This is a genomic window from Kribbella sp. NPDC054772 (assembly GCF_053611945.1).
Genome location: NZ_JBSHBJ010000035.1, coordinates 1 through 16,900, shown reverse-complemented (window position 1 = coordinate 16,900; position 16,900 = coordinate 1). Strand labels below are relative to the sequence as shown.

Genomic DNA, 16,900 nt, shown 5'->3' with positions numbered 1-16,900 from the left:
GTGACGTCTGCGGTGAGCACGGAGGGCAGTCCGCAGGCCCGCGCGCGCCGGGCCCTCGGGCTCGCGTTCGGCGTCGTAGCTCCCGATGCGCTCGCCCTCCGGGACGGCACCATCCGGCTGCGGAACTCGCGGGACCGGCTGGCGCGGAAGGCCCTGCGCAGGCTCGAGCGGCGGCTCGCCCGCCGGGCCGCCGCCGTCACCGACGACCGGCTCCTCGCCGAGGCGGTGGCGTTCGTCGGCGCCGAACTCGACCGGGTCCGCGGTGGCGCGCCGGCCGATGGGGCGACCGAAGCCCTGGACGCCTTGCTCGATCTGCCTGGTCTGCCCGCGGAGCAGGAGACCGAGGCCCGCGCGCTGTTGCAGGACGTACTGGACGGCAACCGGCTCGACAGCGAGGCCGACCTCCGGCGGCTGACCTCGGTGCGCGCTCCCCAGGACGGCCTCGGCCGACCCTTCGCGGCGGATCTCGTCGGTACGGCGCGCGTGCTGGACCACGACGCCGAACAGCTCACGCGGACGACACCACCGTCGCTACGCCCGACAGACAGCCCGCGCCGCCCGGTCGGCGGTCAGCACCGCCCCGCCACCGCTCCCCCTGGCACCGCTGGGACCGAGCGGTCGGCGAGGGGTGGGTTCTTCGGGTGGATTCGGACGATCGTCAGTGACACCCGGGCCGGCGCCGAGCGGCACCGCGAGCAGCGTGACCGCCGGGCCGAGGCGCAGTACGAGGACTTCCGCCAGCTCAGTGCCGAGTGGCGCGAGACCCACGCGGGTGTCGGCGTGCGGCCGCTCGCGGACATCGAGCGCGACCTGACGAACCTCTCCCAGACGATTCGCAGCGGCGGGCACCCGGCGCCGAGCGTCCCGTGGGACAGGCTGCAGGTCGTCGTACCGGATCGCACGCAGGCACCGGCGGCAACGCCGGCGGAACGCTTCCGAGCACGGGTAGGCCGTCAGGTCGGCGATCTCGAGTCCGCAGCGGATCATCACGAACACCGTGCCGAGGTGCGGACCGCGAGTGCCGCCGCGGCCCGTGAACAGGCCGCCGGGTTGTTCGCACAGGCCGACGAGCAGGCCGAGGCCAAGGACGCGTCCGCGGGCGAGCGCGCCCGCCGGCTCCGGAACCGGGCCGACGCTCGACTCCGAGTCGCCGAGCGGCACGTCCAGATCGCGAGCTCCTGCACTGCGGCGGCCGAGCAGGCCCGGACCGCTGCCGACACGTATCGCGCCCTGCTCGCGGGCAAGACGACCTCGGCCGCTGCTGCGGCCGAGGTGCGAGCGTACGAGCAGGCGACCGCGGCGACGTTGCCGGCTCAGGATGTGCAGCACAACGGTCTGCCGTCCGGTCGCCTCCCCCACCTGACCAAGCTCAGCGAGGACCTCAACACGGCGCTCGCGGGCCGAACGTCGTTCACCTTCACGCCCGACTTCCTGCACCGGACGCTGCGCGGCGAGAGCCGGCGGGTGCTGTCCCCGGACGGCGTGGTGCTGACGATCGGCAACGACCCGCGCGCCGACGTCGGCCGCCTCATCCAGATCCACCTGCGGCTCGATCCCGGCGAGCTGCAGGAGGTGCTGGACAGCCCGATCGTCTTCGACGAAGCCCAGGTCGGTCAGGTCGTCCAGGCCGGCCACACCGTCACCACCGCCGCGATGCAGAACAGCGGTACGACGGTCGGCGCCAGCCTGCACACCTTGACCCAGATGCTGCCGGACACGAGCAAGCTGAAAGCAGCCGCCACGCTCGTCTCGCCCGGAGTCGAGGTCTCCAGCGCAGACGGCGCAACGGACAGCGGCGGCGCGACCGAGACCGCGCAGACGGGCGCGGTCGAGGCGCTCCGCGGGGAGTTCCTGCGGTACCGCTCGACGCGACCGCGCTGGAACTGGCAGATCCGCGAGTCGGCGGCCGGGGAGTGGTCACCGGTCCAGGTCGTCGACTCGGGCACCGACCGCGACTCGGCCACTCTCGACCTCGGCTTCATCCACACCTACACGGTCCCGCCGCCGACCGAGACCACCGATCTGCAGACGCTCGGGCTGGCCGCGGAACGCAGTACGGCCATGCCCGAGCACATGGCCACGCGGGTCGACGGGTTGAACGACCTGTGCGACCGGACGATGCGCGAACTGCAGCAGCGTCTCGGTTCGCTCGACCGGGTCGGACACGACCGGTTGCGCGGTCTGATCGCCGAGGACGGAATGATCCGGCTCGACGAGACGACGCAGCCGGGCGGTGTCTGGCGGCTGATCACGAACGGCGGCAAGCCGGTGGCGTGGGCCCAGCTCGAGACCGTGCCTGACCTGGAGTCCGCCGAGCTGGTCAGCGACAGCTCACCGGACCACAAGCTGGAGGTGTGGCGGGTCGGCAACTCCGGCGCGTCCGGAGCCCAGGCCGTCAACTCCTCGCGCACGGTGAGCGGGACCGTCAGTACGCCGATCGCCGACATCGGCTCGAGCACGGCCGACCTCGGCCCGGGGCTGCGCGCCGGACGGAACACCAGTGTCGAGGAGACCGCGTCGACCGCCAACCTGGGCAGTCGTTGGAGCACCCAACGGATCGCGCCGACGGTCGGCGTGAAGCTGCGGTTGCGGCACAAGGTGACCGTGCACCGCCTCGACCGCGCCGGGTCGTTCAGCACCGAGACCGAAGGCGACGCCTGCCTGCGGATGGCCGAGCGCGACGCGTTCCGGTACGGCCTCCCGGTGCCGGCGGCCGCGCTGATCCGCGATGCCGAGGGCGCTCCGCAACGGGGTACCGACGGCCGGCCGCTGCTCCGCGGCGACCCGCGCCCGACCGACCTGCCGCTGCAGCTCCCGCCGTGGCTCGGCAACGGGCCCGGCCAGTTGCGGGGCGCCGGACCGGCGATGATCCGCGAGCTCACCGGAGCCGACGAGGCGCTGAGCGGTTTCCTGGCCCATCTGAAGGACCAGGACATGCTCCCGCCCCTCGACGCGGACGGACACCCGTTGCCGGCCGAGCTCGCCGGTCTCGACCCGGCCGAGCAGATGAGCCGAACGGAGATCTGGGAGCGTGCCCGGCAGCAGCTCGCGAAGCAGCGGCTGGAGACCGGGTACGACCACGCCGCGCAGGACCGGCTGACGTTCCAGCTCACCGAGCACCGGACCGGGCACCCGCCGCGGGTCCGGTCCTACAAGATCTCGATCGAACAGCACTTCGACCGCGCGCAGCTGATGGGTCTGGCCGACAGCGACATGGTCGTCAACGTCGACATCGGCGTGAGCACCTCGGGACGCTCCACCAACCAGTCGCAGAACCTGCCGTGGTCGGCCAAGCTGGGGCTCACCGATGCGCCCGCCGACGGCCGGTCCGGGGCGACCCCGAAGGCGGGGCTGTCGCTCGGCCGCTCGTCGCTCGGTCGCTTCCTCGGCGGGTCGACGACCCGCAGCGCGTACCGGATGACGGTCACCGAGTCGGGCGCGCGGGTCGCGGTGTTCGACGTACCGCACACGATCCGGATCAGTGAGATCACCGATGACGGGTCCACTGTTCCGGTGGCCGCGGCGGAGGGCAGTGCGAAGGTCTGGCTCGACAGCGATTTCTGCGGCCCCACGGAGGGCGGGCTGTCGGTCGAGGGCCGCGTCGATCCCGGACTGTTGCAGACGGCAGCGATCCAGCACGCCGACGTCCGCGACCCGATCAAGCGGCTGACGGACGCCGTCCCCAGCCTCCGGCGGGGTGACAGCGCGGCGCTGCACCATCTCAGTGGCTTCCTCTCGCCGCGGAACCTGATCACGCGGCCGGAGCTGCTCACCACGGAGTACAGCACCGGCCTGATCGTCAGCCCGGCGCCGTCGGACCCGCTCGAGGCCGTACAGCAACGCGCCCTCACGCCGCAGCGGAGCACCCTGCGCGTCAGCACTCACGTCGAGAACCTCAGGTACGTCGGCACCGGGAACCCGATCCTCGCCGAACTGAACGTGACGATGGCGACCACCACGAGCTCCTCAGGCGTCGCGACCGGAGCGACCGCCGGGGTCAACGCGGGCACCGGCTCGGTGGCGGCCGACGGACAGTCCGCCGGCGGCGCGGTCGGGCTGACCAAGTCGACCACGAAGTCGTCCGCCACCTCTGAGTCGGCCACGACTGCCGTCGAGCGGACGCTGATGCGCGACGGGCAGCACTACCAGTTCACCGGCGATCTCGTCCTCGAGGCGCAGCTCCGCGCCGGCGGTGCCGAGCCGGGGGCGATCCCGCTGAAGACCGGCGCCGTCCTCCTCACACTCCCGGAACGCGACGCACTGCGGCTCTACGGGCGGGGCGAGCTGAACCTCCCGCCGCGCCAGGTCGCCGACGCCGTCGAGCGGCTGCTGAACGGCGACCTCGAACTCCCCCGCCCGACGACGGTCGCGGTGGTACGGCGCTACAAAGGCGTGCGCGGGGCCGCGGGGCCGCTGGCCGTCGAGCACACCGACGAGCGGTTGATGGCCAAGCTCCTGGCGGAGCACGGTCCGACCGACGAGCGACTCGACGCCGTCCTGAACTCCGCCGAGGAGCTGGCCCGGCTGTCACGCGAGCCGGTCGTTCCGCCGCACTACCGGCAGTCGATGGCCGCCGCGCAGGTCGTGCGGGCGACCCTGAACGACAAGGACGGCGAGCCGACCGACATCTACGAGGAGGTGCGCGCGGCGGTCGAGGGACACCTCCCCTGGGCGATGGACGACCCGGTGCTGATCAGCGCTCTGCAAGGCGACTTCGCCGGCACCCGCTGGCGCAACGGGCTGGACGACATGCTCGATCCGCGCGGCTTCGTCCGCGAGCTCCCGGTCCGCGACGGTGCGTCGACCCGCAACGTCCGGGTCCGGGTCCGGCTCCGGTTCACCGGCCCGATGTCGCGGGAGCGGGACGGCAACGACGGCGAGAGCGGCAACGGGTTCAACCTGAGCCAGCACTGGGACCTGCGCGAGCGCAGTCAGAGCGTCACCGAGGGCACGTCGTACGGCGGGACTCTCGAGGTCAACGGCTCCGACGGAGTGTCCGGGTCGGCCGGCGTCGGCGCGGACGTCGGGACGTCGACGACCGCGTCGAGCAGCCAGATGAACACCCGGATCAGCACCAGCCTGGCGCTCGCGACCGGCCGGGTGAAGCGGGACTACCAGGTCATCGTCGAGGTCGAGGACTCGGCGAGCGCCGGTGGGCCGCCGACGCGCCCCGCGACCCGCCGGGAAGCGACCGGCAAGATGCGGATCTCCGTCCCGACCGCCGTGTTCGACTCGGTACCGGCGAAGTACGGCCCCCAGGCGCCGGACCATCGGGCCGTCGTACTCCCGGCCAACTACCTGGTCGAAAGCACCCAGCCCTACCGGACCGGCGAGGCGCCCGAGAACACCTTGTACAACGCGGCGTACGAGCGCCTCGGTCACCCTGACATGTTGGGTGCCGCCGGCGTGCAGGCGCACAGCGCGACGCTCGAGTCGGTGCTCGGCGGTGGCAGCCGGATGGTCGCGTTCCACGAGATGGCCGGGCCGTCGGGGTACGAATTCGTCCCACTCGCCATCCCGGACCAGACCGCCCGGGTCGTCGCGATGCGGGTCCGCGCGGAGGTCTCGGCCCTGGAACTCGTGTCGGAGCCGGCCGAAGGGGCGACCACCCAGCTGGGCGAGAACACCCGTGACCTCCTGGTCAGCCAGCTCACCGCACGAAGCAACCACGTGCTCCCCGGCTCCAAGACGATCGGCGGCAGTACGCCGGGCGGCGCGCTCACCGCGAGCGCGAGCACGAGCCGGCGGGTCAGCGAGCAGGACACCGGTACGGTCGGTGCCCGGCACGAGACCGGTGCGTACGAGTCCGGGCAGGTCGTCACGGTCAAGGTGTCCGTCGACTACCACCTCGACGTCCAGCGGCTCCGGCTCGGCCGCCGCAGTCGGCCGCGCGTCGAACGCTCCGACACGGTGCATCGTGCAGCGTCCGGCGAGGCGTACCTGACGATGTTCCGGCACGACTACGAGGCGATGCTGGCCCGGATGGAGTCGGGGCAGGTGGCAACGACTCCGACGCGCCGCGTGCGGACCGTCCTGGTGTCGGCGACCGCCGACGAGCAGCACCCGTACCAGCCGCTCGTCGACGCGCTCGAACAGGCCCGCCGCGACGAGGTCAAGGTCCGCCTGACGCTCCGCACCCCGAACGGTGGCCGCACGGTGTACGTCGCGCACCCGAACGGCACCATGACCAGCAGGACCGACAAGGCGTTCGCCAAGGCGTTCGCGACTCTGCACCCCCGGCTCGCGCTGCTCGCCGAAGGACGGGTCGACCTGCGCCAGTTGCACACGCCCGACGCTCCGCCGCGACAGTTCACCAGCGCGGTCGTGGAAGAACTGCAGCAGCACGGGATCCCGGCGGCAGTACTCGCCGAGACCGACTCACAGCTGCGCCACGCCACGAACGAGTCGACCCGGGCTCCGGTACGCCGGAGTCACACGGCCAACCCGTCGAGCGGGGTGACGCTGCAGTGACCGGCTACGACCCCCAGTACGCGATCGCCCGGACGCCGACCGAGGTGATGCTGTACCTCGATCTCACACCCTGCCCGGACTGCGGCTCGCACGAGGCTTCCTGGGAGGACCGCCGTACGGACGTCGACGGCGAGCCGGCCATCAGGTACGCCGGTGTATGTGCCGGCTGCGGGGCTCAGCGCGAGTACCTGTTCTCACCGCCGCTGACCGAGTCCCCCGCCTTCGGTGGACCGGAGCCGTCCGAACTGATCGACGCAGGCCAGTGGTTGTCGGTCGCCGACCGGATCGCCGCTGAGGTGGCGGTCGACGACCGGTCCGAGGCGGCGCGCACGGTGATGGCATTCGCCCGCCAAGCAGTCGAGGAAGTCGTGAAGTTCGTCCCGGCAAACGTGGACGCGGTCCCGGACGCCGCGTTCTGGACCGCCGACGGCCGCGCCACGCGCGAGCTCGATCCGGGACGCTTCCGGCTGGACCGACTGCTCTTGATCCGGGACAGCTACACCGATTCGGTCTGATCGACGTCGATCCGGATCGCCCGCGCGTCCGCGCCGGCCTGCTCCAGCACCTTCTGCTTCGGATCCGGTACGCCGAGGAACGGCGACCGCACCAGCCCGGCGAGCTCCTTCAGCCGCGGATCCTCGAGCACGGTGTCGACCGCTCGCCGGTCTCCCCCGCACACCAGCACGTCCAGCTTCGCCGGCGCGAGGATCCGTACGGCGACCTCGGTCGCGGCCGCGAACGCCTCCCGGGCCTGGTTGTCCCGCCGTCGCGCGTACCGCTGCTGCGACCAGCCACCGGCCTTCGTCGTCCCCTGCACGTGCCGCGAGCCGACCTTCGAGTCCAGAAGCTTGCCTCCGGCAAACACCCCGGCGCCGTAGCCACCGCGCCGAACCAGCAGTACGCCGAGCCGCCGGTCGGCGAGCACATGCGCGACGAGCCCCTCGCGGGTCAGATCCACGAGGGGCTCGAAAGGCACTGTGACGACGGCCGACGAGCCGTCCTCGGCGGAGACCGTGACAGTCGTCGGCGTCGCGTCGTACCGCAGGTCGCCGTGCCGTTCGCCGAAGCCGGTCAGCCATTTGTCCAACCGGCCCGGCGCAACGGAAACGATCTTGCTCACACGTTGAAGCCGAGCGCCCGCAGCTGGTCGCGGCCGTCGTCGGTGATCTTCTCCGGACCCCACGGCGGCATCCAGACCCAGTTGATCCGGAAGTCGTTGACCAGGCCTTCGAGCGCCATCCGGGTCTGGTCCTCGATCACGTCGGTCAGCGGGCAGGCCGCGGACGTCAGCGTCATGTCGATGATCGCCGTACTGGTGTCGTCCACGGTGATGCCGTAGATCAGGCCCAGGTCGACGACGTTGATACCGAGCTCGGGGTCGACGACATCCTTGAGCGCCTCGGTCACGTCCTCGACCTTCGCCGGGGTCGTGCCCGCCTGTGCCGCCTGAGCAGCCTCCAGGTCGACCTCGGGCAGCTCGATCTTCTCGTCCGTCTGGTCAGCCATTGCTCACTCCATCTCTCGCGGCGTTCTGGCTGGCGATGGCCTGGGCGGTGGCGTCCCGCCACGCGGACCAGCCCAGCAGCGCACACTTCACCCGGGCCGGGAACTGCGCGACGCCGGCGAACGCCACGCCGTCCTCCAGCACCTCTTCGTCCGGTTCGACGTTCCCCCGGCCCTGCATCAGTTCGAGGAACTTCTCGTACGTCGCCATACCCTCGGCGACCGGTTTGCCGATCACCAGGTCCGACATCACCGACGTCGCGGCCTGGCTGATCGAGCACCCGACACTCGCGTGCGTGACACCCTTGACGGTCTCGCCGTCGAGCTCGACCCGGAGCGTGACCTCGTCCCCGCAGGACGGGTTCACGTGGTGCACCTCCACGTCGTACGGGTCCGCGAGCCCCGCGTGGTGCGGGCTGCGGTAATGGTCCAGGATGATCTCCTGGTAGAGGCTGTCGAGCTGCATATCAGTCCACCTTGAAGAAGCTTCGGACGAATCCGAGGCCGTCGACGAGCGCGTCGATCTCCTCGGGAGTCGTGTACAGGTAGAAAGACGCCCTGGTCGACGATTGCATTCCGAACCGCTCGTGCACCGGCCGCGCGCAGTGGTGCCCGGCGCGGACCGCGATGCCCCGGGTGTCCAGCACGGTCGACACGTCGTGCGGGTGGACGCCGTCCAGCTCGAAGCTGATCGCGCCACCGTGGTCCTTGGCGTCGGTCGGGCCGAGCAGCTTGAGGCCCGGGACCGTCTTCAGCCCCTCCAGCGCGTACTCGACGATCGCGTGCTCGTGGGCCGCGATCTTGTCCATCCCGATCCCGGACAGGTAGTCCAGGGCCGCACCGAGCCCGACCGCCTGCGCGATCGGCGGCGTACCGGCCTCGAACCTGGCCGGCGGCGGGGCGTACGTCGACCCCGTCATCCGGACGACCTCGATCATCTCGCCACCCCCGAGGAACGGCGGCAGCGAGGCGAGCAGGTCGTACCGTCCCCAGAGCACGCCGATCCCGGTCGGGCCGACGACCTTGTGGCCGGTGAAGACCAGCATGTCGGCGCCGAGCGTCGAGACGTCGACCGGGAGCTGCGGGACCGCCTGGGAGGCGTCCACGACGACCGTCGCGCCGACCGCGTGCGCCTTGGCGGCGATATCGCTGATCGGGTTGATCGTGCCGAGCGCGTTCGACACCCAGGTCAGGGCCACGACCTTGGTGTTCTCGGTCAGCAGCTCCTCGATGTTGCTGGTGTCGAGGCGGCCGTCCTCGGTGACGCCGAACCACTTCAGCGTCGCGCCGGTCCGCTCACACGCGAGCTGCCACGGGACGATGTTGCTGTGGTGCTCCATCTCGGAGATCACCACGACATCGCCCGGCTTCAGCGACGCGCCCAGCGTGTGCGCGGCCAGGTTGAGCGCCTCGGAGGCGTTCTTGGTGAACACGATCTCGTCCCGCGACGGCGCACCGAGGAAGGCCGCGACCTTGTCCCGGCCACCCTCGTACGCCGCCGTCGCCTCGGCACCGAGCTGGTGCATGGCCCGGGCGACGTTCGCGTTGTGCTTCAGGTAGTGGTCCTCGATCGCCTGCACCACCTGGCGCGGCTTCTGCGACGAGTTCGCCGAGTCCAGGTAGACCAGCGGGAACCCGCCCGCGAGCTCGCGGGACAGGATCGGGAAGTCCGCCCGGACCGACTGCAGGTCCAGTGGACTGCCAAAGGTCCGGGCCGTCGTCACTTCGCGCCTGCCTTGAGGAACCGCTCGTACCCGTTGGCCTCGAGTTCCTCGGCCAGCTCCGGGCCACCCTCCTCGGCGACGCGGCCGTCGACGAAGACGTGCACGAAGTCCGGCGTGATGTAGCGCAGGATCCGCGTGTAGTGGGTGATCAGCAGGATGCCCTTGTCGCCCTGGCCGGCGAACCGGTTGACGCCCTCGGAGACGATTTTCAGCGCGTCGATGTCGAGGCCGGAGTCGGTCTCGTCGAGGATCGCGATCTTCGGGTTCAGCAGCTCCAGCTGGACGATCTCGTGGCGCTTCTTCTCACCGCCGGAGAAGCCCTCGTTCACGTTGCGGGTGCCGAAGTCGGAGTCCATGTCCAGGTCGGCCAGCGCCTTGTTGACGTCCTTGACCCAGGTCCGCAGCTTCGGCGCCTCGCCGTCGATCGCGGTCTTCGCGGTGCGCAGGAAGTTCGCCACCGACACGCCCGGCACCTCGACCGGGTACTGCATCGCCAGGAACAGGCCGGCCCGGGCGCGCTCGTCGACGGCCATGTCCAGCACGTCCTCACCGTCCAGGGTCACCGTGCCGCTGGTGATGTTGTACTTCGGGTGCCCGGCGATCGAGTACGCCAGCGTCGACTTGCCGGAACCGTTCGGGCCCATGATCGCGTGCGTCTGGCCACCGGCGATGGTCAGGTCGACGCCGCGCAGGATCTGCTTCGGGCCGGCCTCGGTGTCGACCGACACCTGCAGGTCGCGAATCTCGAGTGTCGCCATCAGTATCTCTATCTCCGTCGTCTTTACAGGCTGTGCTTAAAGATTTGGCTGGTTCAGGGGGTTCTTCACGTCGACGAGTACGTCGTCGCCGTCGAGGCGGACCGGGTAGATCGGCACCGGGTCGTAGGCCGGCAGGCTGGTCGGCTCACCGGTGCGCAGGTCGAAGCGGGACCCGTGCAGCCAGCACTCGATCTCGCACTCGCCGACGTCGCCCTCGGACAGCTGGATCTGCGCGTGCGAGCACTCGTCCCGCACCGCGAAGTACTGTCCCTCGCTCTTCACGACCGCGACCTCCACACCGCCGACCTCGACCGGGATCACGCCCTCGTCGGGTACGTCGGCAGCGGCGCAGGCACGCTCGAACGTGTCGCTCACTTTCCGACGACCGCCTTGGCGGACGCGCTCAGCTCCGCCGTCCGGGCGAGCTTCTCCTCGATCACCTCGTGCAGGTGCTCGGTGACCTCGGGGACACCGATCTTGCCGATGATGTCGTTGAAGAAGCCGGACACGACCAGCCGCCGGGCCGCGTCCTCGGGGATGCCGCGGGCCTGCAGGTAGAACAGCTGCTCGTCGTCGAACCGGCCGGTCGCCGACGCGTGGCCGGCGCCCTCGATCTCGCCGGTCTCGATCTCCAGGTTCGGCACCGAGTCGGCGCGGGCGCCGTCGGTCAGGACCAGGTTCCGGTTCAGCTCGAAGGTGCTGGTGCCCTCGGCGGCGGCCCGGATCAGGACGTCGCCGATCCAGACCGAGCGGGCGTGGTCACCGGCCAGCGCACCCTTGTAGATCACGTTGCTCTTGCACTGCACGGCCTCGTGGTCGACGAACAGCCTGTTCTCGTGGTGCTGACCCGACTCGGCGAAGTACACACCGAGGAGTTCAGCGTCGCCGCCAGGTCCGGCGTACCGAACGTTGGTGGCGATCCGGACGATCTTGCCGCCCAGCGTCACGACGACGTGGTGGAGCTTCGCGTCCCGGCCTACCAGCGCGTCGTGCTGGCCGAGGTGGATCGACTCGTGGTCGCCCTGCTGGATGCTGACCACACGCAGTTCGGCGCCGTCGCCGGTGGTGATCTCGACGTTGCTGCCGAGCTCGCCGGCGCCGGTGTGATCGATGATCACGATCGCCTTGCTGTGCCGTCCGGCGTCCACGATCAGGTGGGTGAAGCCGCGGGCGCCGAGGCTCGCGACGTTCACGTGCACCGCCTCGGTCAGCTCGGCCTCGACCGGGATCCGGACCGCGAACGCCTCGGCCGCATGATTCCAGGCGACGGCCGCGGAGCGGTCCTGCGGCTTACCGACCTTCAGCGAGTCCGCGGCGACGGTCTCGAAGACCACGCCCTCCGGACCGGAAGCATCGACCTTCGGGGTCTCCGAGCCGGCCGCGTCGTCGAACAGGGCCTTCAGCTGCTTGACCGGGGTGAAGCGCCACTCCTCCTCGCGCCCGTTCGGCACCGCGAAGTCGGCCACGTCGTACGACGTCGGCCGCTCGCTCCGCGCCTGGAGCGGAACCGGCGACCCCGGCCCGTGCGAGTGCGCCTTGTTGCCCGTCGCAACAAGGGTTTCTGCTGACGACATCAGCCGACGGCCCCTTCCATCTGCAGCTCGATCAAACGGTTCAGTTCCAGCGCGTACTCCATCGGGAGCTCGCGGGCGATCGGCTCGATGAAGCCGCGGACGATCATCGCCATCGCCTCGTCCTCGGCCATCCCCCGGCTCATCAGGTAGAAGAGCTGGTCGTCGCTGACCTTGGACACGGTCGCCTCGTGCCCCATCGCCACGTCGTCCTCGCGGACGTCGACGTACGGGTAGGTGTCCGAACGGCTGATGGTGTCGACCAGCAGCGCGTCACAGCGCACCGTGGACTTGCTGTGGTGCGAGCCCGGCGCCACCTCGACCAGACCGCGGTACGACGTCCGGCCGCCACCGCGGGCCACCGACTTCGACACGATCGAGCTGGAGGTGTACGGCGCGTTGTGCACCATCTTGGAGCCGGCGTCCTGGTGCTGGCCCTCGCCCGCGAACGCGACCGACAGGGTCTCGCCCTTGGCGTGCTCACCCATCAGGTACACGGCCGGGTACTTCATCGTCACCTTGGAGCCGATGTTGCCGTCGATCCACTCCATCGTCGCGCCCTCTTCGCAGGTGGCGCGCTTGGTGACCAGGTTGTAGACGTTGTTCGACCAGTTCTGGATCGTCGTGTAGCGGCAGCGGGCGCCCTTCTTCACGATGATCTCGACGACCGCGGAGTGCAGCGAGTCGGACTTGTAGATCGGCGCGGTGCAGCCCTCGACGTAGTGCACGTACGCGCCCTCGTCGACGATGATCAGCGTCCGCTCGAACTGGCCCATGTTCTCGGTGTTGATCCGGAAGTAGGCCTGCAGCGGAATGTCCACCTTGACGCCCTTGGGGACGTAGATGAACGAGCCGCCGGACCAGACCGCGGTGTTCAGCGAGGCGAACTTGTTGTCGCCGACCGGGATCACGGAGCCGAAGTACTCCTTGAAGATCTCCGGGTGCTCCTTCAGGCCGGTGTCGGTGTCCAGGAAGATGACGCCCTGCTCCTCCAGGTCCTCGCGGATCTGGTGGTAGACGACCTCCGACTCGTACTGCGCGGCGACGCCCGCGACCAGGCGCTGCTTCTCCGCCTCCGGGATACCCAGCTTGTCGTAGGTGTTCTTGATGTCCGGCGGCAGGTCCTCCCAGCTGGCGGCCTGCTTCTCGGTGGACCGGACGAAGTACTTGATGTTGTCGAAGTCGATCCCCGACAGGTCGGCACCCCAGGACGGCATCGGCTTGCGGCCGAAGAGCTTCAGGCCCTTCAGGCGCAGGTCGAGCATCCACTCCGGCTCGTTCTTGAGCGTGGAGATGCCTCTCACCACGTCCTCGCTCAAGCCGCGCTGGGCGACCGCGCCGGCGGCGTCGGAGTCGGACCAGCCGTACTGGTAGTTGCCGAGGCCTTCCAGTTCGGGGTGAGCGGTTTGCGTCATCGTGCAGTCCTCGCAGATTCGCCGTCGGTTACAGGGGCCCCAGGGGTAGGGCCCGGGATGTGCGTCGTACAGACACCGTCGCCGTGGGCGATGGTGGCCAAACGCTGCACGTGCTTGCCGAGGAGTCTCGAGAACACCTCGGTCTCGGCCTCGCACAGCTGGGGGAACTGCTCGGCCACGTGCGCGACCGGGCAGTGGTGCTGGCAGAGCTGGGCGCCGTGGCCCGCCTCCGCCGTCGACGCCGCGTACCCGTCGGCCGTCAGGGCCTGGGCGAGCGCTTGCGTCTTCTTGCCCTCGGGAGCCTGCGCCAGCTGCTCCCGGTACCGCTCCTCCACCTCGGCGACCCGGCGCCGGGCGAACTCCGTCACCGCGTCGTCACCGCCGGCCTCGGCGATGAACCGCATCGCGGTCGCCGCGAGGTCGTCGTACGCCTGGTGGAAGGCGTGCCGGCCGGTGTCGGTCAGCACGAACACCTTCGCCGGGCGGCCGCGGCCACGTGGACCGTAGACGCGCTCCTCGCGGGACTCCACCAGGCCCTCGTCCAGCAGGTGGTCGAGGTGCCGGCGGACCGCCGCGGGGGTGAGTTCGAGCCGGTCGGCCAGCACCGCGGCGCTGGACGGACCATTCGTCAGGATCGAGCGGGCGACCCGGTCCCGGGTGGACTCGTCCCGCGCGCTACCGGTGCCGTGGGACACGGCTCCGCTGCTCGCAGGATTTTTCACAACATCAGTGTCGCGTAAATACCGGGGCCCTTCAAATAAGGGTCCCCTAACCGGTTCACGCGCTCACGCGGGGCTCCGGGGTGCGGCGTGAGCGAGGTCACTTCCCCCGTCCCAACCCCGAGCGGGGCGAGGGTTCGTTCTTCCGGTTCTCTATGCTGCGGTTGTGCCAGTTGCGGTGGAGATCGACAACCTCGTCGTGCGGTACGGCGAGAAAACCGCGGTCGACGGTTTGAGTCTCACCGTAGCCGCCGGCGCGGTGACGGCCGTGCTCGGCCCGAACGGCGCCGGCAAGACCACGACCGTGGAGAGCTGTGAGGGGTTCCGGCGACCGGACTCCGGACGCGTCCGGGTGCTCGGGCTGGACCCGATCGCCGACCACGACGCGCTGATGCCGCGGATCGGCGTGATGCTCCAGGAGGGCGGCGCCTGGTCCGGCGTCCGCGCCGTCGAGATGCTCCGGTACGTCGCCACGCTGCACACCCACCCGCTCGACATCCCGGCTCTCGTCGAGCGCCTTGACCTGGGCAGCTGCGGACGCACGCCGTACCGGCGGCTCTCGGGTGGGCAGAAGCAGCGGCTGTCGTTCGCGCTGGCGATCGTCGGCCGGCCGGAGATCGCGTTCCTCGACGAACCGACCACCGGCCTCGACCCGCACGGGCGGCGCGAGATCTGGCAACTGATCCGCGACCTCCGGGCCGACGGCGTCACCGTCGTGCTCACGACCCACGCGATGGACGAGGCCGAGCAGCTGTCCGACCAGGTGTACGTGGTGTCGGCCGGCAAGGTGATCGCGTCCGGCACCCCCGACTCGCTGACCGAGCACCACACCAAGTCGCTCGAGGACGTGTACCTCGAGCTGACCGCGCCGAAGCAGGAGTCCTGATGAGCGCCGCTGCGACGTACGCCCCACAGCCCGGCAGCGCGCCCTGGCCACGCAAGGTGCTCGCGCACACCCGGATGGAGTTCAAGCTGCTCGTCCGCAACGGCGAGCAACTGCTGCTGGCGCTGGTGATCCCGCTCGGCCTCCTGCTGCTGCTCGGCGGCACCGGCCTCGGCGAACGCCTTCCGCTCGGCAGCGGACGGCCGATCGACGAGGCCGTCCCGCGGGTGCTCGCGCTGGCCGTGCTGTCCACGTCCTTCACGTCGCTGGCCATCGCGACCGGCTTCGAGCGCCGGTACGGCGTGATCAAGCGGCTCGGTGCGTCCCCGCTGTCCCGTACCGGTCTGCTGGCCGGGAAGATCGGCGCCGTCCTGATCGTCCAGGTGATCCAGCTCGCGGTCCTGATCGGGACCGGGTTCGCCCTCGGCTGGAAGCCCGTCGGCGGGTTCAACGCGGTGTTCGGGGTGATCCTCACGGTGCTCTGCGGCACCGCCGCGTTCGCGTCGCTGGGGTTGCTCATGGCCGGCGTACTGCGGGCCGAGGCGACGCTGGCCGCAGCCAACCTGCTCTACCTGCTGCTGCTCGTCGGCGGCGCGATCATGACGCCGGTCGACGAGTACCCGGCCGGGATGCAAGGCATCGTCCGGCTGCTGCCGAGCGCCGCGCTGGCGAACGGGATCGCGAACTCGACCGTCGAGGGTGTGATCCCGTGGGCCGCCGCGCTGTCGCTCGCGCTGTGGGCCGGTGTGCTGGGCTACCTGGTCTCCCGGACGTTCCGGTGGGACTGACCTTTAGAGTGTGCCGGTGATGACCACGGAGACCCCGCCTCGAGAGACCGAACCGGTCGGCCGCTTCTGGCGACTGCTGCCCGAGCCGAGCCTGGACGCCGTACGGCGCTGGGGCTGGGCGTCGGTGGTGGCGAACATCGGCATCGTGGTGACCGGTGGTCTGGTCCGGTTGACCGGTTCGGGGCTGGGCTGCCCGACCTGGCCGTCGTGCACCGACGAGTCGTACGTCCCGCATGCCGCCCTCGGCATCCACGGGGCGATCGAGTTCAGCAACCGGATGCTCGGGTTCGTGGTCGCGGTGATCGCGATCTGTACCTGGCTGGTCGTGATGCGGTACCGCCCGATCCGGCACGACCTGCGCCGGCTGGCCACGGCCGCCGCGCTCGGGGTGCCGCTGCAGGCGGTGATCGGCGGCATCAGCGTGCTCACCGGGCTCAATCCGTGGATCGTGTCGGCGCACTTCCTGGTCTCGCCGATCATCATCACGCTGACGGTCTCGATGATGCGCCGCTCCCGCACCAGTCCGTACCCGCACACTCCCCCGGTCGTCCGCGCGCTGGCCACCGCCTCCGTGGTGGCGGTCTGGCTGACCGTTGCCCTCGGCACCATCGTCACCGGCGCCGGCCCACACTCGGGTGACCCGGAGACCGGCCGCAACGGTTTCAATCCCGAGCTGGTCGCTCAGCTGCACGCGGACGTCGTGTTCGGCCTGCTCGGCATCACCATCGCGCTGGTGATCGCGACCCGCGTCACCGCCACCTCCCGCACGCTCCGCAAACTCGCCGCATGGCTCCTCGCGATCGAACTCCTACAGGGCGTCGTCGGCTTCACGCAGTACTTCACCGGCCTGCCCTGGCCCGTCGTCCTCGTCCACATGTTCCTGGCCGGCCTCCTGATCGCCCTGGTCACCGCCGTCTACGGCGAACGCGGCACCCCCGCGACCTGACCCCCGCCCCGCCCCAGCCCAGCCCCGCGCCCGGCGTTTGCGGGGCCGGCCCCACACACGGCGGGATGCGGACCCGAAATAACACGTGTCACCCCACACTTTCAGGGGCCGGCCCCTCAAAC

The 16,900-nt window shown here is 70.4% G+C and carries 14 protein-coding genes; 5 read left to right on the top strand and 9 right to left on the bottom strand.

The annotated features are described in order from the left end of the window. Both ACWGID_RS34775 and ACWGID_RS34770 read left to right on the top strand, forming a co-directional pair. Window positions 1-6,471: a hypothetical protein gene (locus tag ACWGID_RS34775; protein WP_452203586.1), complete on the top strand. Its 6,471-nt coding sequence runs from the start codon at window positions 1-3 to the stop codon at window positions 6,469-6,471. Beyond that, entirely contained in the window at window positions 6,468-6,986 is a 519-nt protein-coding gene (locus ACWGID_RS34770; RefSeq protein ID WP_452203585.1) for a hypothetical protein, read from the top strand. Before ACWGID_RS34775 ends, ACWGID_RS34770 begins: the two co-directional genes overlap by 4 nt. Here the strand turns inward: ACWGID_RS34770 and ACWGID_RS34765 are convergent. Genes ACWGID_RS34765 through ACWGID_RS34725 form a run of 9 tightly spaced genes read right to left on the bottom strand, consistent with a single transcriptional unit; the run spans window position 6,968 to window position 14,164 of the window. Further along, complete coding sequence (locus tag ACWGID_RS34765) at window positions 6,968-7,591, bottom strand: acVLRF1 family peptidyl-tRNA hydrolase (protein WP_452203584.1); 624 nt, start codon at window positions 7,589-7,591, stop codon at window positions 6,968-6,970. The genes ACWGID_RS34770 and ACWGID_RS34765 overlap by 19 nt on opposite strands. Beyond that, window positions 7,588-7,977 carry a metal-sulfur cluster assembly factor gene (locus tag ACWGID_RS34760; protein WP_452203583.1) on the bottom strand — a complete coding sequence of 130 codons (390 nt, stop codon included), beginning with the start codon at window positions 7,975-7,977 and terminating at the stop codon, window positions 7,588-7,590. The genes ACWGID_RS34765 and ACWGID_RS34760 overlap by 4 nt, the downstream gene beginning before the upstream one ends. After that, a complete protein-coding gene (gene sufU / locus ACWGID_RS34755) occupies window positions 7,970-8,440 on the bottom strand; it encodes a Fe-S cluster assembly sulfur transfer protein SufU (RefSeq protein WP_452203582.1) in 471 nt (156 codons plus the stop codon). The genes ACWGID_RS34760 and sufU overlap by 8 nt, the downstream gene beginning before the upstream one ends. 1 nt (window position 8,441) lies before the next feature. Continuing rightward, a complete protein-coding gene (locus tag ACWGID_RS34750) occupies window positions 8,442-9,698 on the bottom strand; it encodes a cysteine desulfurase (protein WP_452203581.1) in 1,257 nt (418 codons plus the stop codon). Beyond that, the gene (gene sufC / locus ACWGID_RS34745) at window positions 9,695-10,456 is read right to left on the bottom strand and encodes a Fe-S cluster assembly ATPase SufC (protein WP_452203580.1); all 762 of its coding nucleotides are present in this window, start codon (window positions 10,454-10,456) and stop codon (window positions 9,695-9,697) included. Before sufC ends, ACWGID_RS34750 begins: the two co-directional genes overlap by 4 nt. A 36-nt stretch (window positions 10,457-10,492) precedes the next feature. Then, window positions 10,493-10,831: a non-heme iron oxygenase ferredoxin subunit gene (locus ACWGID_RS34740; RefSeq protein WP_167212652.1), complete on the bottom strand. Its 339-nt coding sequence runs from the start codon at window positions 10,829-10,831 to the stop codon at window positions 10,493-10,495. Next, window positions 10,828-12,030 carry a Fe-S cluster assembly protein SufD gene (sufD, locus tag ACWGID_RS34735; RefSeq protein WP_452203579.1) on the bottom strand — a complete coding sequence of 401 codons (1,203 nt, stop codon included), beginning with the start codon at window positions 12,028-12,030 and terminating at the stop codon, window positions 10,828-10,830. Before sufD ends, ACWGID_RS34740 begins: the two co-directional genes overlap by 4 nt. Then, window positions 12,030-13,442, bottom strand: coding sequence for a Fe-S cluster assembly protein SufB (gene sufB / locus ACWGID_RS34730; protein WP_452203578.1), 1,413 nt, complete (start codon window positions 13,440-13,442; stop codon window positions 12,030-12,032). The genes sufD and sufB overlap by 1 nt, the downstream gene beginning before the upstream one ends. After that, a complete protein-coding gene (locus ACWGID_RS34725; RefSeq protein WP_452203577.1) occupies window positions 13,439-14,164 on the bottom strand; it encodes a helix-turn-helix transcriptional regulator in 726 nt (241 codons plus the stop codon). Before ACWGID_RS34725 ends, sufB begins: the two co-directional genes overlap by 4 nt. Window positions 14,165-14,327: 163 nt before the next feature. Between ACWGID_RS34725 and ACWGID_RS34720 the strand changes: the two genes are divergently transcribed. Genes ACWGID_RS34720 through ACWGID_RS34710 form a run of 3 tightly spaced genes read left to right on the top strand, consistent with a single transcriptional unit; the run spans window position 14,328 to window position 16,778 of the window. Then, on the top strand, window positions 14,328-15,047 hold the full coding sequence (locus ACWGID_RS34720; protein ID WP_452203576.1) for an ABC transporter ATP-binding protein: 720 nt from the start codon (window positions 14,328-14,330) through the stop codon (window positions 15,045-15,047). Next, a complete protein-coding gene (locus tag ACWGID_RS34715; RefSeq protein ID WP_452203575.1) occupies window positions 15,047-15,832 on the top strand; it encodes an ABC transporter permease in 786 nt (261 codons plus the stop codon). The genes ACWGID_RS34720 and ACWGID_RS34715 overlap by 1 nt, the downstream gene beginning before the upstream one ends. A 19-nt stretch (window positions 15,833-15,851) precedes the next feature. Then, window positions 15,852-16,778, top strand: a complete 927-nt coding sequence (locus ACWGID_RS34710; protein ID WP_452203654.1) for a COX15/CtaA family protein — start codon at window positions 15,852-15,854, stop codon at window positions 16,776-16,778. Window positions 16,779-16,900: the final 122 nt, after the last annotated feature.

Excerpts from the sequence above, each read along its gene's own strand:
- ACWGID_RS34760 (WP_452203583.1), bottom strand. The coding sequence starts at position 7,977 with ATGGCTGACCAGACGGACGAGAAGATCGAGCTGCCCGAGGTCGACCTG.
- ACWGID_RS34715 (WP_452203575.1), top strand. The coding sequence starts at position 15,047 with ATGAGCGCCGCTGCGACGTACGCCCCACAGCCCGGCAGCGCGCCCTGG.
- ACWGID_RS34710 (WP_452203654.1), top strand. The coding sequence starts at position 15,852 with ATGACCACGGAGACCCCGCCTCGAGAGACCGAACCGGTCGGCCGCTTC.
- sufD (WP_452203579.1), bottom strand. The coding sequence starts at position 12,030 with ATGTCGTCAGCAGAAACCCTTGTTGCGACGGGCAACAAGGCGCACTCG.
- sufB (WP_452203578.1), bottom strand. The coding sequence starts at position 13,442 with ATGACGCAAACCGCTCACCCCGAACTGGAAGGCCTCGGCAACTACCAG.
- sufU (WP_452203582.1), bottom strand. The coding sequence starts at position 8,440 with ATGCAGCTCGACAGCCTCTACCAGGAGATCATCCTGGACCATTACCGC.
- sufC (WP_452203580.1), bottom strand. The coding sequence starts at position 10,456 with ATGGCGACACTCGAGATTCGCGACCTGCAGGTGTCGGTCGACACCGAG.